The following is a 16,439-nucleotide window of genomic DNA, read 5'->3' on the forward strand; positions in this document are numbered from 1 at the left end:
CGCGCCCTATTGTGAATATTTATAGCGCAGCCTGAACTCAAGACGGCAAGCGCGAGAGCGGAGTTTATATGTACGCGGTTTTCCAAAGTGGTGGTAAACAACACCGAGTGAGCGAAGGTCAGACCGTTCGCCTGGAAAAGCTGGACATCGCAACCGGCGAAACGATTGAATTCGACCAGGTTCTGATGATTGCCAACGGCGAAGAAGTAACGATCGGCGCACCTTTAGTTTCAGGCGGCGTGATCAAAGCAGAAATTATTGCTCACGGTCGTGGCGACAAAATTAAGATTGTTAAGTTTCGTCGTCGTAAACACTACCGTAAGCAGCAGGGTCACCGTCAGTGGTTCACTGATGTGAAGATCACTGGCATCAGCGCCTAAGAGGAGATCTGACAAATGGCACATAAAAAGGCTGGCGGTTCCACTCGAAATGGCCGCGATTCCAACGCAAAACGCCTGGGCGTTAAGCGTTTCGGTGGCGAAAGCGTTCTGGCAGGTAGCATCATCGTTCGTCAGCGTGGCACCAAATTCCACGCGGGCACCAACGTAGGCTGCGGCCGTGACCACACCCTGTTTGCTACGGCAAACGGCAAGGTCCTGTTTGAAGTGAAAGGCCCGAACAACCGTAAATACATCAGCATCGTTGCTGAGTAAGGTTTTCGTGCCTGAAGGCGGTACCTGATACCGCTTTCAGCAGCGAATCAAAAAGCCCCGCTATGATTGCGGGGCTTTTTACATTCTGCATCTGGCGCGCCAATCAGGTTGCCAGTAAAACCCTTTGCTGTACACTTTGTATTCAGCTGCATGATGTCTTAAGGCGGATCCCCTGTCTGGAAATGACGCGAGGGCTGCGCCCCCGGACAGCCGTCATAAGGCCTGCGAGCCACGACGGATCATCCTGCCAGCAGCGGGCAAATGATTTACGGAGAAGTAACATGAAGTTTGTTGATGAAGCGACGATCCTCGTTGCTGCGGGTGATGGCGGCAATGGCTGCGTCAGTTTCCGTCGTGAGAAATATATTCCCAGAGGCGGCCCGGACGGCGGCGATGGTGGTGATGGCGGTGACGTCTATATGCAGGCCGACGAGAACCTGAACACCCTTATCGATTATCGCTTTGAAAAATCTTTCCGTGCCGAGCGCGGGCAGAACGGTCAGAGCCGCGACTGCACCGGTAAACGCGGTAAAGACATTATTATTAAAGTGCCGGTCGGCACCCGTATCATCGATCAGGGCACTGGCGAAACGCTGGGCGATATGATGAAGCACGGTCAGCTGCAAATGGTCGCGAAAGGCGGCTGGCACGGCCTGGGGAACACCCGCTTTAAATCTTCCGTTAACCGTACGCCTCGTCAGAAAACGATGGGAACGCCGGGCGAGAAGCGCGATCTGCAGCTGGAGCTGATGCTGCTGGCCGACGTCGGAATGCTGGGCCTGCCGAACGCGGGTAAATCCACCTTTATCCGCGCCGTTTCCGCCGCGAAGCCTAAAGTAGCCGACTATCCGTTTACCACCCTGGTACCTAGCCTGGGCGTGGTGCGTATGGACAGCGAGCAGAGCTTTGTGATCGCCGACATTCCGGGCCTGATTGAAGGCGCTTCTGACGGTGCGGGTCTGGGTATTCGTTTCCTTAAGCACCTTGAGCGCTGCCGCGTGCTGCTGCACACCATCGACCTGGCGCCAATTGATGAAACCGATCCGGTAGAAAACGCCCGCATCATTCTGGGCGAGCTGGAAAAATACAGCGAGAAGCTTTTCAATAAGCCTCGCTGGCTGGTTTTCAACAAGGTCGACCTGCTGGATCAGGAAGAAGCGGAATCCCGTGCGAAAGCCATTGCCGATGCGCTGGGCTGGACGGATAAATACTATCTGATTTCTGCCGCCAACCGCGTTGGCGTAACGCCGCTTTGCTGGGACGTGATGTCCTTCCTGAACGCCAATCCAAAAGAGGCGGAAGTGGAAGAGAAGCAGCCGGAAAAAGTGGAGTTCATGTGGGACGACTATCATCGCCAGCAGCTGGAAGAAGCTGAAACGGCGGTGGAAGAAGACGATGACTGGGATGACGACTGGGATGACGAAGACGACGAAGGCGTCGAAATCATCTACCAGCGTTAATCCCTGAAGGGCGCCAATCGGCGCCCTTTCTGTTATGGGAACCGCACGGAGTACCGATGGCAGCCTCACTGAGCAGGAACCCAGCTTCATGAGCGTTGACCTTCGCAGCAGTAATTATTTCTTCCCGCTAATAAAGATAATCATTATCATCTGCTCTATCCGATCCTTCGCGAAGCCCCGCGCTTTGCCCCGTCTGAATGAGTTGATCCATGCGCACTCCCATCCAAATGTTTCCCCTGATAATTTTTGCTCTCTCGCTGCTGTCGAGCGGTGCAGCGCGTGCCGAAGAAGGCTGGCCACGGCATATCACCAGCGTTAAGGGCGAAATGGTGCTAAAGAAGCAGCCTGAACGGATTGTCTCTACCAGCGTGACGCTGACCGGCTCGCTGCTGGCGATAGACGCGCCGGTTATCGCCAGCGGTGCCACCATGCCAGGCCATCGTATCGCCGACGGCCAGGGATTTTTCCGTCAGTGGGGGAACGTGGCGGCGGCGAAGGGCGTTAAGCGCCTTTACAGCGGCGAACCTAACCTTGAAGCGATTGCCGCAGAAAATCCGGATCTGATTATCGTCAGCGCGACGGGAAACGACTCCGCGCTGCCGTTTTACGATCGTCTGGCCGCGCTGGCGCCGACGCTGGTCGTTAACTACGACGATAAAAGCTGGCAGGAAGTAGAGCGCGTGCTGGCGCAGGCCACAGGTAAAGAAACCGAGGCGGAGGCATCGATTCAACGCTACGCGCAGCGGGAGAAAGAGGTCAAAGCGAAGCTGCAACTGCCGCCGCAGCCCGTCTCCGCGCTGGTTTATAATCCTCATATCCATCTGGTCAATCTCTGGACGCCGGAATCTGCCCAGGGAAAACTACTGGGATCGCTGGGCTTTACCCTGGCTGAGCCGACGGCCGTGGTACGCCAGGCCAGCCAGCGCCTTAAGCGTCGGGATATTATTCCCATAAGCGGAGAAAATCTGGTCACCGGCCTGACGGGGCGGTCCGTGCTGATGTTTGCCGCAGGTGATAAAGAGCAGGCGGCGCTGCTGGCCGAGCCGCTGGTCGCCAACTCCCCGGCGGTAAAAAACAGGCAGGTTTATGCGCTGGGCGAAGACAGCTTCCGGCTGGACTACTACAGCGCCAACAATGTCCTGACCCGCCTGGAACAGCTGTTTTCCGGCAAATAGTTTTTCATGCCTTCGCGTCCGCGAAGGCATCCGCTCTCCGCTGCGTTTTCCTGCCTGCTCACAAAATCATCACGCTAATAAGAATACGACAAACAATCGAATTGATAATTGTTTGCATTTGAAATAATGTATGGCCGCCTGGTCAGAGACGCCCGTGCGTACCGCAAACCAGGCGTGGGCGGACAGCAACGCCTGTTTATTTATCTACTTGCCTCTGTAGAGACTGGCGGAGGCGGATCTACAGGGAATGAGAACGTTGAACACATTATCAAGACTCTCACTGGCAATTTTGCTTGGCCTGGGCGCAATGGCAGGCGCAACGGCGGACGATAGCACCCAAACTAACGCTGAAGCAGAGGCGCCCGCGGCGGCGGCCTCCGGCGAACATGTCGATGCGGAAGGCGGTACGCTGATGGTCACGGCGGAGCAGCAAAATTTGCAGGCGCCGGGCGTATCCACCATCACCGCCGACGAAATCAAAAAACGGCCGCCTTCACGCGATCTTTCTGAAATCATCCGTACCATGCCGGGCGTTAACCTTACCGGCAACTCCACCAGCGGCCAGCGCGGCAATAACCGTCAGATCGACATTCGCGGTATGGGGCCAGAAAATACGCTGATCCTGATCGACGGAATGCCGGTCGCCAGCCGCAACTCGGTACGTCTGGGCTGGCGCGGCGAACGCGACACGCGTGGCGATACCAACTGGGTGCCGCCGGAAATGGTTGACCATATCGAAGTGATCCGCGGCCCGGCGGCGGCACGCTATGGCAACGGCGCGGCGGGCGGCGTGGTGAATATCATCACCAAACAGACCGGCAACGAGTGGCACGGCAGCTGGAACACCTACCTGAATATGCCGGAGCATAAATCCGAAGGCTCCACCAAACGCTCTAACTTCTCTTTGAGCGGCCCGATGGGCGATGATGTCAGCTTCTCGCTGTGGGGCAACCTGAGCAAGACGCAGGCGGACGCGCAGTTTATTAACGAAGGTCATCAGTCGCTGCGCACCGGCACCTATGCCGATACCGTTCCGGCGGGACGCGAAGGCGTGGTGAATAAAGATATACACGGCAAGCTGCGCTGGGAGTTTGCGACCAATCAGAACCTGGAGTTTAGCGCGGGCTACAGCCGTCAGGGTAATCTCTATGCAGGCGATACCCAAAACACCAATACCAGCGCGCTGGTGCAGAGCAAATACGGCGATGAAACTAACCGTTTGTATCGTCAGGACTATGCGGTCACCTGGACCGGCGTCTGGGATAATGGCGTCAGCACGCGCAGCTATGCGCAGTATGAGAATACGCGCAACTCGCGGATGAACGAAGGACTGGCAGGCGGTACGGAAGGGATCTTCTCAGACAGCGGGTTCTCCACTATCGAGCTCAACGACGTGCTGCTGCACAGCGAAGTCAGCGTGCCCTTTGAGTTTCTGGTTAACCAGACCGCGACGTTTGGCGCCGAATGGAACCAGCAGCGCATGAAGGATGGCGCCTCTAATACTCAGGCGCTCTCTGGCGGCGCTATCGACGGCATCAGCAGCACTAACCGCAGCCCTTACTCCTCGGCAGAAATCTTCTCGCTGTTTGCGGAAGACAATATGGAACTGACCGACAGCACCACGCTGGTGCCGGGGCTGCGCTTCGATCATCACAGCATCGTCGGCAATAACTGGAGCCCGTCGCTGAATCTTTCGCAGATCCTGGCGGACGACTTTACGCTGAAGCTGGGGATCGCCAGAGCCTATAAAGCGCCGAGCCTCTACCAAACCAACCCGAACTACGTGCTTTACAGCCGTGGTCAGGGCTGTGCCGACAGCGCCGGCGCCTGCTACCTGATGGGTAACGACGACCTTAAAGCCGAAACCAGCATCAATAAAGAAGTGGGCGTGGAGTATAAGCATGAGGGCTATCAGGCCGGTTTGACCTGGTTCCGCAACGACTACCGCGACAAGATCGAATCGGGTTACGTGCCGACAGGCTCTACCGGCAGCACCGACATTTACAAATGGGAAAACGTGCCAAAAGCCGTGGTGGAAGGGCTGGAAGGAACGGTGAACCTGCCGGTGACGGAAGCCATCAGCTGGAACAATAACCTGACCTATATGCTGCAAAGCAAAAACAAAACCACGGGCGATCGCCTGTCTGTTATCCCGGAATATACGCTGAATTCGACGCTCTCCTGGCAGGCGACGCAGGATCTGTCGCTGCAAACCACCTTTACCTGGTACGGTCGGCAGACGCCGAAGAAGTATAACTATAAGGGAGAAGCGGTAAGCGGAACAGAAAAATCCACGGTCAGCCCGTATTCCATTTTGGGACTTAGCGGCACCTATGATGTGAATAAGTACGCCAGCGTGACCGTGGGTATCGATAACCTGTTCGATAAGCGTCATTTCCGCGAGGGCAATGCGCAAACCACGGGTAATTCGACGACCGGCGCCTATATGTATGGCGCAGGCGCCAATACCTTTAACGAGTCAGGCAGGACTTATTATATGAGTCTGAATACGCATTTTTGATAAAAAGGGCGGGAGATAATCCCGCCCTTAATCTTAATAATTCTGATAAATATCTTTATAAAGGCGGCTTTCAAAGCGAACCAGCGGAATGCGACGCTGCTTGAAATTCTGCGGCGGCACCGCATAGCCCGAAAGATATTGCACAAAGGCGACCCGCTTGCCGCTGGCGGTGGTAATAAAGCCCGCCAGGTTATACACGCCCTGTAACGATCCCGTTTTCGCCGAAACTTTACCATCTACGCCGGCTTCATGCAGGCCACCGCGATAGCGCAGCGTACCGTCGTAGCCTGCCAGCGGCAGCATGGAAATATAGTTCAGCTGCTGATCGTTTTGCGCAATGTATTGCAGCACCTGCATCATGGTATCGGGCGAAATCAGGTCGTGACGCGACAGGCCGGAACCATCCACCTGAATGCTGTTGCCCATATCGATATTGGCTTTTTGCCGCAGGATCTGACGGATAGCATCAGAACCGGCTCGCCACGTGCCGGGAACGCCAAAACGCTCATGACCAATGGTGCGGAACACCGTATCGGCAATCATGTTGTCCGACTTCTTCAGCATAATCTTCAGCAGATCGTGCAGCGGCGCGGACTGCGTCTCAGCCAGTACGGTGGCCGGCGGCGTCGCCAGCGTCTGCCGCACCAGATGCCCGGAATAGTCGATACCGGCCTGTTGCAGTTCTCCTTTCAGGATCGCACCGGCGTAGCTGGCACCATCCTGAATAGCAAAGGCCAGCGGCAGAGGTTCAGCGCGCTGGCTCATGCAGCCGGTCAGCGTAAAGCGGTTCAGCTCGCCAGGCACCACGTCCAGCTCACAATATTGCGCTTCCGACGAACCGCGCGCCAGCGTGCGTACCTGGCTGAACATATTGACCGGATAGAACGAAGCCACGCGAATAAAGGCTTTTTCGCCCGGCGTCTGCGCGCTGTAGAGCGAAACGGAGAAACAGTTACGATCCACGATAGCGGCCGCGGGCGGCGCGCTGAAGCACTGCGTCATATCGTTCCACGGCCAGCCCGGCGCTTTATCATGGCTGGCGAACACCGAGGTGTCGATCACCAGGTTACCCTGAATATGGTCGACGCCCTGCTTTTTTAAGACGGCAACCATATTGCGCAGATCCTGACGCGTTAACGTCGGATCGCCGCCGAATCGCGCCACAAGGTCGCCTTTTAGCGTCCCGTTGCTGATGGAGCCTTTACTTTCCAGCTGCGTATGAAAACGGTATTCCGGCCCAAGCTGGAGCAGGGCGGCCAGCGCGGTAATGACTTTCATCGTACTGGCGGGCAGCGCCATCTGCTTGCTGTGATAATCAATAGAAGGCGTATCCGCGCCGACTTTTTGCACAATCAGCGCCAGATTCGCGCCATCGGGCAGATACTGCATATAGTCTTCGACCGTGGCCGCGTTGGCATTCAGCATAAATGCGCAAGCTAAGCCGGTAACAATTCGTGAAAATCGCATAATCTCGCGTTTACTGGCAGGTGATGTTGCCATACTACGGTGCATCATGGTGGAAAGTAAACGATGACCCATAGGGAACTCTGGGGTAAAATACGTATCAAAATGCAAAACCACCAGGCCCTGGGTTTCCTCCGGGCCAGGTTTCTTTCGTTTGTAAATCAGTGGCAAGCGCCGCAGAACGCTTTTTCTGCACTTACCTGTCAGGATGACGAAAATTTTGCACAGGATCAGTTGACGAGGTATTGAGATGAATCAGATTCCGATGACGCTAAGGGGCGCCGAGAGACTGCGCGAAGAGCTTGAAGAGCTGAAAACCGTTAAACGCCCCAGAATTATTGCCTCTATCGCGGAAGCACGCGAGCATGGCGACCTGAAAGAAAATGCAGAGTACCACGCCGCACGCGAAGAGCAGGGCTTCTGTGAAGGTCGTATTCAGGAAATCGAAGCCAAGCTGTCCAACGCTCAGGTGATTGACGTCACTAAAATGAATGCGAATGGTCGCGTGATCTTTGGCGCTACCGTTACCGTATTGAACGTGGACACGGATGAGGAGTCGACCTACCGTATCGTAGGCGATGACGAAGCGGACTTTAAACAAAATCTGATTTCTGTTAACTCGCCGATGGCGCGCGGTTTGATCGGCAAAGAAGTGGATGATGTGGCCATCATTAAAACGCCGGGCGGCGACGTTGAGTATGAAATTCTGAAAATAGAGTATATCTGATTTACTCTTAAGCTATTTTTCAGACATAGTGTAAAGAAAAGAAAAAGGCCGCTTTGCGGCCTTTTCCTGACATCACGAGCGTGTCACTTTCTTCTGCGGCTAGCTTTTAGCGAGGAAGAGCGATTTTACGTTCCTTCGTCGGACGGTACAGCACCAGCGTCTTGCCGATAACCTGCACGTTTGCGGCTTTGGTTTCGCGCACGATAGCCTCTACCACCAGGGTTTTTGTCTCACGGTCTTCCGTCGCGATTTTTACCTTGATGAGCTCATGGTGCTCCAGTGCCTGTTCGATTTCGGCCAGCACCCCTTCGGTCAGACCGTTGTTGCCTAACATCACGACAGGCTTCAGCGGATGGGCCAGTCCTTTCAGGTGCTGTTTTTGTTTGGTACTCAGATTCATCGTATTTTTTACTTACATTGGGATTGAAAACGGGTCATTCTACCGCCATCTCGGGTATATCACCAAATCGGCATGCTGATTTGTGCGGTTTATTTATCGCATACGTTGAATCATAGTTGGAAATTGTATGACTGGTAAAAAGCGTTCGGCCAGTTCCAGCCGCTGGCTACAGGAACACTTTAGCGATAAATATGTGCTGCAGGCGCAGAAAAAAGGGCTGCGTTCGCGCGCCTGGTTTAAACTTGATGAAATACAGCAGGGTGACAAGCTGTTTAAGCCGGGGATGACGGTTGTCGATCTCGGTGCGGCGCCAGGCGGATGGTCTCAGTATGTGGTGACGCAAATTGGATCAAAAGGTCGCGTGATTGCCTGTGATATCCTGCCGATGGATCCTATCGTCGGCGTCGATTTCCTTCAGGGCGATTTTCGTGATGAACTGGTGCTGAAAGCGCTTATGGATCGCGTTGGCGATACCAAAGTGCAGGTAGTAATGTCCGATATGGCGCCCAACATGACGGGAACGCCGGCGGTAGATATTCCAAGGTCAATGTATCTGGTTGAGCTTGCGCTGGAGATGTGCCGGGACGTTCTGGCACCCGGCGGCAGTTTTTTAGTGAAGGTGTTTCAGGGAGATGGCTTTGAAGATTACCTCCGGGAAATTCGCTCCCTGTTTACGAAAGTGAAAATTCGTAAGCCGGACGCTTCACGTTCTCGTTCACGTGAAGTGTACATTGTAGCGACAGGGCGCAAACTATAGTACCCTACGCTGTCTGTTAACACAGTTGTAATAAGAGGTTAATCCCTTGAGTGACATGGCGAAAAACCTGATTCTCTGGCTAGTCATCGCAGTCGTGCTGATGTCGGTCTTCCAGAGCTTTGGGCCCAGCGAGTCAAATGGCCGTAGGGTTGATTACTCAACCTTCCTGTCGGAAGTGAACCAGGATCAGGTCCGCGAGGCACGTATTAACGGGCGTGAAATCAACGTTGTCAAAAAAGACAGCAACAAATACACCACCTACATCCCCGTCAACGATCCTAAGTTGCTCGATAACCTGTTGACCAAAAATGTCAAAGTGGTAGGCGAACCGCCTGAAGAGCCAAGCCTGCTGGCTTCCATCTTCATTTCATGGTTCCCGATGCTGCTATTGATCGGCGTGTGGATTTTCTTTATGCGTCAGATGCAGGGCGGCGGCGGCAAGGGCGCGATGTCCTTCGGCAAAAGCAAAGCCCGTATGCTGACGGAAGATCAGATCAAGACGACGTTTTCGGACGTTGCAGGCTGTGACGAAGCGAAAGAGGAAGTCGCCGAGCTGGTGGAATACCTGCGCGAGCCGAGCCGTTTCCAGAAGCTGGGCGGTAAAATTCCAAAAGGCGTGCTGATGGTCGGTCCTCCGGGTACCGGTAAAACCCTGCTGGCGAAAGCCATCGCGGGTGAAGCGAAAGTGCCTTTCTTTACTATCTCCGGTTCTGACTTCGTTGAAATGTTTGTCGGCGTGGGCGCATCCCGCGTACGCGATATGTTTGAACAAGCCAAGAAGGCGGCGCCGTGCATCATCTTTATCGATGAGATCGATGCGGTAGGTCGTCAGCGCGGCGCGGGTCTGGGCGGTGGTCACGATGAACGTGAGCAAACGCTGAACCAGATGCTGGTTGAGATGGACGGCTTTGAAGGCAACGAAGGCATTATCGTCATCGCGGCAACTAACCGTCCTGACGTGCTTGACCCTGCGCTGCTGCGTCCGGGCCGTTTCGACCGTCAGGTTGTGGTCGGTCTGCCAGACGTGCGTGGCCGTGAGCAGATCCTGAAAGTGCATATGCGTCGCGTGCCGCTGGCTACCGACATTGATGCGCTGGTTATCGCACGCGGTACGCCGGGCTTCTCCGGTGCCGATCTGGCAAACCTGGTGAACGAAGCCGCTCTGTTTGCCGCCCGCGGCAACAAGCGCGTGGTTTCAATGGTTGAGTTCGAGAAAGCGAAAGACAAAATCATGATGGGTGCGGAACGTCGCTCCATGGTGATGACGGAAGCGCAGAAAGAATCTACCGCTTATCACGAAGCGGGCCATGCCATTATCGGCCGTCTGGTGCCAGAACACGATCCGGTACACAAAGTCACGATTATTCCACGTGGCCGTGCGCTGGGCGTGACCTTCTTCCTGCCGGAAGGCGATGCTATCAGCGCCAGCCGTCAGAAGCTGGAAAGCCAGATCTCCACGCTTTACGGCGGCCGCCTGGCGGAAGAGATCATCTATGGCGTAGAGCATGTGTCTACCGGCGCGTCTAACGACATCAAAGTAGCGACCTCCATTGCACGTAACATGGTTACGCAATGGGGCTTCTCCGAGAAGCTGGGTCCGCTGCTTTATGCGGAAGAAGAGGGCGAAGTGTTCCTGGGACGTTCCGTCGCGAAAGCGAAGCATATGTCTGATGAAACGGCACGCATTATCGATCAGGAAGTGAAAGCGCTGATCGAAGGCAACTACCAGCGCGCCCGCCGTATCCTGAACGAGAATATGGACATCCTTCACGCGATGAAAGACGCGCTGATGAAGTATGAAACCATTGATGCGCCTCAGATCGACGACCTGATGGCTCGCCGCGAAGTGCGTCCGCCAGCCGGTTGGGAAGATCCGGGCAGCAGCAGCTCTGACAACGGTACGCCTAAGGCGCCGCGTCCGGTCGACGAACCGCGTACGCCAAACCCTGGTAACACCATGTAAGCGTGACCGAGCAACAACAAACCCCGGCGATGACCGGGGTTTTTTTTTATGATTATCTCACCACACTGAAGGAGAACCGCCGCCATGAAGCTTCACGCCCGAGATTCCGTGCTCGATATGACTCATCCTCACGTTATGGGTATTCTGAACGTGACGCCGGACTCTTTTTCGGACGGCGGCAAGCATAACGATTTAGTGCAGGCCCTGACGCACGCTAACGGCATGATTAACGCTGGCGCGACCATCATTGATATCGGCGGCGAATCTACGCGTCCGGGAGCGGATGAGGTCAGCGTTGAACAGGAGCTGGCGCGCGTTATCCCCGTTGTGGAAGCTATCTCGCAGCGCTTTGAGGTATGGATCTCTGTGGATACCTCCAGCCCGGAGGTTATCCGGGAAGCCGCAAAGGCTGGCGCGCATATCATTAACGATATCCGCTCCCTGCAGAAACCCGGCGCGCTGGAAGCGGCGGCAGAGACGGGGCTGCCGGTCTGCCTGATGCATATGCAGGGCGATCCTAAAACGATGCAGCAGTCCCCTCAGTATCGTCATTTGTTGCAGGAAGTGGACGCCTTTTTCGTGGAGCAGATCGCTCGCTGCGAGGCGGCGGGGATCAAAAAAACGCAGCTGCTGCTCGACCCGGGATTCGGTTTCGGTAAGAATCTCTCCCACAATTACCAACTGTTAGCGCACCTGGCCGATTTTCACCGCTTTGGGCTGCCGCTGCTGGTCGGCATGTCACGCAAAAGTATGATTGGGCAGCTGTTGAACGTCGGGCCGACGCAGCGGCTGACGGGCAGCCTGGCCTGCGCGGTTATTGCCGCTATGCAGGGCGCGCATATTTTGCGCGTTCACGATGTTAAAGAAACCGTTGAGGCGATGCGCGTCGTCGAGGCGACACTGTCAGCGAAGGAAAAGTAGCATGAGCAACCGTAAATATTTTGGTACAGATGGCATTCGTGGCAAGGTCGGCGAAACGCCGATTACCCCAGACTTCGTTCTGAAGCTGGGCTGGGCGGCAGGCAAAGTGCTGGCGCGCAACGGCTCAAAAAAAATTATTATTGGTAAGGACACGCGTATTTCCGGCTACATGCTGGAATCCGCGCTGGAAGCAGGCCTGGCGGCGGCAGGTTTGTCAGCCGCTTTTACCGGCCCAATGCCGACGCCCGCTATCGCCTATTTGACCCGCACTTTCCGCGCGGAAGCGGGTATTGTGATTTCCGCGTCGCATAACCCTTTCGACGACAACGGCATCAAATTCTTTTCGATCGACGGCACCAAGCTGCCGGATGAGGTCGAAGAAGCGATTGAAGCGGAAATGGAAAAGCCCATTACCTGCGTTGACTCTGCCGAGCTGGGACGCGCCAGCCGTATTGTGGATGCCGCAGGCCGCTATATCGAATTCTGTAAAGGCACCTTCCCCAGCGAGCTGAGCCTGAACGGCCTGAAAATCGTGGTGGACTGCGCCAACGGCGCCACCTATCACATTGCGCCAAACGTGCTGCGCGAGCTGGGGGCGGAAGTGATTACCCTTGGCGTCAATCCGGACGGAATGAACATCAACAAGGAATGCGGCGCAACCGATCTTCGCCAGCTGCAGGCTCGCGTACTGGCCGAAAAAGCCGATATCGGGCTGGCCTATGACGGCGACGGCGACCGTATCATGATGGTCGATCACTTGGGTGAAAAGGTCGACGGCGATCAGATCCTCTATATCGTGGCTCGCGAAGGCTTGCGCCAGGGCCAGCTGCGCGGCGGCGTGGTAGGCACGCTGATGAGCAATATGGGGCTTGAGCTGGCGCTGAAACAGCTGGGCATTCCTTTCGCCAGGGCGAAAGTGGGCGACCGCTACGTGCTGGAGAAGCTGCAGGAGAAAGGCTGGCGGCTGGGCGCGGAAAACTCCGGTCACGTTATCCTGCTGGACAAGACCACTACCGGCGACGGCATTGTGGCAGGTTTGCAGGTACTCACTGCCATGGTACGCAACCATATGAGCCTGCACGACCTGTGCAGCGGCATGAAGCTGCTGCCGCAGATCCTGGTGAACGTGCGCTTTAGCGGCGCAACCGATCCGCTGGAAGATGCGCAGGTGAAAGCGGTGACGGCCGAAGCGGAAAAAGAACTGAAAGGGCGTGGTCGCGTCCTGCTGCGTAAATCGGGCACCGAGCCGCTGATCCGCGTGATGGTGGAAGGCGAAGACGAAGCGCAGGTCACGTCGCTGGCACACCGCATTGCCGATGCGGTCAAGGCTGTCTGAGGCAAATAATAACCGGGCCGGGCACGACAGGGTGCCCGGCTGAAAGCGTCGTAGCCGTGTGATAGTTGGCGCTTTTTTCAGCTTTGCCGTCGCTTTTGCCGCTTTTTTCTGCAATTGACGTGGCCGTGCTAAATTGCCCTTGCGCAATCAGGCCGCTTTGGTTAGTATTCACACCCGCTTCTGATGGGTAGCGACAACGCTATCTGCTCACTGGTTTTGAAGCTTAAATGCGCGATAACGCGCAAGGAAACAGGTTGATTATGTACGAAGCTCTTTTGGTAGTTTTCCTTATTGTGGCAATCGGCCTTGTAGGTCTGATCATGCTGCAGCAAGGTAAAGGCGCTGATATGGGCGCATCGTTCGGTGCAGGTTCTTCAGCAACGCTGTTCGGCTCTAACGGTTCTGGCAACTTTATGACCCGTATGACCGCAGTGCTGGCGACGCTGTTCTTTGTAATCAGTCTGATCCTGGGCAACCTGAACAGCAACAAAACGCAGAAAGGAAGCGAGTGGGAAAATCTGTCTCAGCCTGCACAGCAGCAGAGTCAGCCAGCGAAACCGGCCGCGCCGGGTAGCGATATCCCACAGTAAGCTGTAAATTTCGACGCGACAGAAAAGAAAAAGTCGCAACCTTTTAGTGCCGTGGTGGTGGAATTGGTAGACACGCTACCTTGAGGTGGTAGTGCCCGCATGGGCTTACGGGTTCAAGTCCCGTCCTCGGTACCAAATCTCAGTTTTGCTTGCATTTTATGCAAGATCGGCGTAGTATTTGCCACGTTTTCGGACGCGGGGTGGAGCAGCCTGGTAGCTCGTCGGGCTCATAACCCGAAGGTCGTCGGTTCAAATCCGGCCCCCGCAACCACTTTCCCTTAGAGTTCTTTTTCAAATATACTGTATGCATTGCACGGCGCTAACAGCGAATTTTGAAAAAAATTCTATGGATTGTGCCGAACCGCCATTTATGGCGTACAGGGTCCAGTCGCATAAAGCCCCGATTTATCGGGGTTTTTTGTTATCAGGAAACAGCATACTGGGCTATTAAGCCCTTTTTTTATGTCTTGGGGGTGGGATTGTCCACATTAGAGCAAAAATTAACAGAGCTGATTACGGCACCGGTAGAAGCGCTGGGCTACGAGCTGGTTGGCATTGAGTTCGTTCGCGGTCGCACATCTACGCTGCGCATCTATATTGATAGTGAAGATGGCATCAATGTTGATGATTGTGCTGATGTCAGCCACCAGGTCAGCGCGGTGTTTGATGTTGAAGATCCCATCACCGTGGCTTATAACCTTGAAGTCTCCTCGCCAGGCCTTGAGCGCCCACTCTTTACCGCAGAGCACTACGCGCGATTCACCGGCGAGGAAGTAAGCCTGGTGCTGCGTATGGCCGTACAGAACCGCCGCAAGTGGCAGGGAATCATTAAATCCGTAGATGGTGAAATGGTAACCGTTGCCGTTGAGGGTAACGACGAAGTGTTCGCGCTGAGTAACATCCAGAAGGCGAACCTGGTTCCCCACTTTTAAAAGTCCGGATTGAGGCATACCAGGATGAACAAAGAAATCTTAGCTGTAGTCGAGGCAGTATCGAACGAGAAATCCCTCCCGCGCGAGAAGATTTTCGAAGCGCTGGAGAGCGCGCTGTCCACGGCTACCAAGAAAAAGTACGAGCAGGAAATCGACGTCCGCGTCAGCATCGATCGCAAAAGCGGCGATTTTGACACGTTTCGCCGCTGGGTCATTGTTGACGAAGTCACCATGCCAACGCGTGAAATCACCCTGGATGCCGCGCGATTCGAAGACGAATCGCTGAATCTGGGCGATTATGTTGAAGATCAGATCGAATCTGTCACCTTTGACCGTATCACCACGCAGACGGCAAAACAGGTTATCGTGCAGAAAGTGCGCGAGGCAGAACGCGCGATGGTCGTTGACCAGTTCCGCGAGCAGGAAGGTGAGATCATCACCGGCGTCGTGAAGAAAGTGAACCGCGACAACATCTCTCTCGAAGTGCGCCCAACCGATGGTTCTAATACCAATGCGGAAGCGGTAATCATTCGTGAAGATATGCTGCCGCGTGAAAACTTCCGTCCGGGCGACCGCATCCGCGGCGTACTCTATGCAGTACGGCCGGAAGCGCGTGGTGCACAGCTGTTCGTTACGCGCTCCAAACCGGAGATGCTAATCGAACTGTTCCGCATTGAAGTGCCGGAAATTGCTGAAGAAGTGATTGAGATTAAAGCTGCCGCGCGCGATCCAGGCTCCCGTGCCAAGATCGCCGTAAAAACCAACGACAAGCGTATCGACCCGGTCGGCGCCTGCGTGGGTATGCGCGGTGCGCGAGTTCAGGCGGTGTCCAGCGAGCTGGGTGGCGAACGTATTGATATCGTGCTGTGGGATGACAATCCTGCGCAGTTCGTGATCAATGCGATGGCCCCGGCGGACGTCGCCTCTATCGTGGTGGATGAAGATAATCACACCATGGATATCGCCGTAGAAGCCGGAAATCTGGCTCAGGCGATTGGCCGTAACGGCCAAAACGTGCGTCTGGCTTCGCAGCTGAGTGGCTGGGAGCTGAACGTGATGACGGTCGACGATCTGCAGGCCAAGCACCAGGCTGAAGCCCACGCTGCCATCGACGTCTTTACCAAACATCTCGATATTGATGAAGATTTCGCAACCGTGCTGGTTGAAGAAGGCTTCTCTTCTCTGGAAGAGCTGGCATACGTGCCTATCAACGAGCTGTTGGAAATCGACGGTCTGGATGAAGAGACAGTAGAAGCGCTGCGCGATCGTGCGAAAAATGCGTTAACCACCCTTGCTCTGGAAAAAGCCGAGAGTCTGGGCGACAAACAGCCGGCAGAAGATCTGCTGAACCTGGAAGGTCTTGACCGCGAGCTGGCATTTAAGCTGGCAGCGATTGGCGTTTGCACGCTGGAAGATCTTGCCGAGCAGGGTGTTGACGATCTGACAGATATTGAAGGCCTGAACGACGAAAGGGCCGGCGAGCTGATTATGGCTGCACGAAATATCTGCTGGTTCGGCGACGACGCGTAATAAACTGTAG

15 protein-coding genes and 2 tRNA genes are annotated in these 16,439 nt (G+C 55.2%); 15 read left to right on the forward strand and 2 right to left on the reverse strand.

Annotated elements, in window-relative coordinates; translation table 11 throughout:
* Window positions 1–68: 68 nt before the first annotated feature.
* The 5 genes from rplU to AB3U87_RS14750 all read left to right on the forward strand — a co-directional run bounded on the left by rplU (window position 69) and on the right by AB3U87_RS14750 (window position 5,809).
* Window positions 69–380 carry a 50S ribosomal protein L21 gene (gene rplU / locus AB3U87_RS14730; protein ID WP_125287102.1) on the forward strand — a complete coding sequence of 104 codons (312 nt, stop codon included), beginning with the start codon at window positions 69–71 and terminating at the stop codon, window positions 378–380.
* 15 nt (window positions 381–395) lie between these two features.
* Complete coding sequence (rpmA, locus tag AB3U87_RS14735; RefSeq protein ID WP_012666719.1) at window positions 396–653, forward strand: 50S ribosomal protein L27; 258 nt, start codon at window positions 396–398, stop codon at window positions 651–653.
* Window positions 654–934: 281 nt separating this feature from the next.
* Window positions 935–2,113 carry an Obg family GTPase CgtA gene (cgtA, locus tag AB3U87_RS14740; RefSeq protein WP_253457900.1) on the forward strand — a complete coding sequence of 393 codons (1,179 nt, stop codon included), beginning with the start codon at window positions 935–937 and terminating at the stop codon, window positions 2,111–2,113.
* Window positions 2,114–2,322: 209 nt separating this feature from the next.
* Entirely contained in the window at window positions 2,323–3,288 is a 966-nt protein-coding gene (gene fepB, locus AB3U87_RS14745) for a Fe2+-enterobactin ABC transporter substrate-binding protein (RefSeq protein ID WP_394149533.1), read from the forward strand.
* 256 nt (window positions 3,289–3,544) lie between these two features.
* On the forward strand, window positions 3,545–5,809 hold the full coding sequence (locus AB3U87_RS14750; RefSeq protein ID WP_477181478.1) for a TonB-dependent siderophore receptor: 2,265 nt from the start codon (window positions 3,545–3,547) through the stop codon (window positions 5,807–5,809).
* A gap of 33 nt (window positions 5,810–5,842) precedes the next feature.
* On the opposite strand, the gene dacB is transcribed toward AB3U87_RS14750, so the two are convergent.
* Entirely contained in the window at window positions 5,843–7,276 is a 1,434-nt protein-coding gene (gene dacB, locus AB3U87_RS14755; RefSeq protein ID WP_301250762.1) for a serine-type D-Ala-D-Ala carboxypeptidase, read from the reverse strand.
* Between the two features lie 247 nt (window positions 7,277–7,523).
* Between dacB and greA the strand changes: the two genes are divergently transcribed.
* Window positions 7,524–8,000, forward strand: a complete 477-nt coding sequence (gene greA, locus AB3U87_RS14760) for a transcription elongation factor GreA (RefSeq protein ID WP_125287106.1) — start codon at window positions 7,524–7,526, stop codon at window positions 7,998–8,000.
* Between the two features lie 106 nt (window positions 8,001–8,106).
* On the opposite strand, the gene yhbY is transcribed toward greA, so the two are convergent.
* The gene (gene yhbY / locus AB3U87_RS14765; RefSeq protein WP_125287107.1) at window positions 8,107–8,400 is read right to left on the reverse strand and encodes a ribosome assembly RNA-binding protein YhbY; all 294 of its coding nucleotides are present in this window, start codon (window positions 8,398–8,400) and stop codon (window positions 8,107–8,109) included.
* A gap of 127 nt (window positions 8,401–8,527) precedes the next feature.
* On the opposite strand from yhbY, the gene rlmE reads away from it, so the two are divergent.
* The 9 genes from rlmE (at window position 8,528) to nusA (ending at window position 16,429) form a co-directional block, all read left to right on the forward strand.
* Window positions 8,528–9,157 carry a 23S rRNA (uridine(2552)-2'-O)-methyltransferase RlmE gene (rlmE, locus tag AB3U87_RS14770; protein ID WP_125287108.1) on the forward strand — a complete coding sequence of 210 codons (630 nt, stop codon included), beginning with the start codon at window positions 8,528–8,530 and terminating at the stop codon, window positions 9,155–9,157.
* 55 nt (window positions 9,158–9,212) lie between these two features.
* Window positions 9,213–11,120: an ATP-dependent zinc metalloprotease FtsH gene (gene ftsH, locus AB3U87_RS14775; RefSeq protein ID WP_253457909.1), complete on the forward strand. Its 1,908-nt coding sequence runs from the start codon at window positions 9,213–9,215 to the stop codon at window positions 11,118–11,120.
* A gap of 84 nt (window positions 11,121–11,204) precedes the next feature.
* A complete protein-coding gene (gene folP / locus AB3U87_RS14780; RefSeq protein WP_253457912.1) occupies window positions 11,205–12,041 on the forward strand; it encodes a dihydropteroate synthase in 837 nt (278 codons plus the stop codon).
* 1 nt (window position 12,042) lies between these two features.
* A complete protein-coding gene (gene glmM / locus AB3U87_RS14785) occupies window positions 12,043–13,377 on the forward strand; it encodes a phosphoglucosamine mutase (RefSeq protein WP_253457915.1) in 1,335 nt (444 codons plus the stop codon).
* A gap of 260 nt (window positions 13,378–13,637) precedes the next feature.
* Window positions 13,638–13,967, forward strand: coding sequence for a preprotein translocase subunit SecG (secG, locus tag AB3U87_RS14790; RefSeq protein ID WP_253457917.1), 330 nt, complete (start codon window positions 13,638–13,640; stop codon window positions 13,965–13,967).
* A 48-nt stretch (window positions 13,968–14,015) separates the two neighbouring features.
* Window positions 14,016–14,102 (forward strand) — tRNA-Leu (locus tag AB3U87_RS14795).
* A gap of 59 nt (window positions 14,103–14,161) precedes the next feature.
* Window positions 14,162–14,238 (forward strand) — tRNA-Met (locus tag AB3U87_RS14800).
* 208 nt (window positions 14,239–14,446) lie between these two features.
* The gene (gene rimP, locus AB3U87_RS14805) at window positions 14,447–14,899 is read left to right on the forward strand and encodes a ribosome maturation factor RimP (protein WP_148101243.1); all 453 of its coding nucleotides are present in this window, start codon (window positions 14,447–14,449) and stop codon (window positions 14,897–14,899) included.
* Between the two features lie 24 nt (window positions 14,900–14,923).
* A complete protein-coding gene (gene nusA / locus AB3U87_RS14810) occupies window positions 14,924–16,429 on the forward strand; it encodes a transcription termination factor NusA (RefSeq protein WP_253457920.1) in 1,506 nt (501 codons plus the stop codon).
* The last annotated feature ends 10 nt before the right edge of the window (window positions 16,430–16,439 follow it).

Source organism: Erwinia plantamica, assembly GCF_043420595.1.
Lineage (GTDB): Bacteria > Pseudomonadota > Gammaproteobacteria > Enterobacterales > Enterobacteriaceae > Erwinia > Erwinia aeris.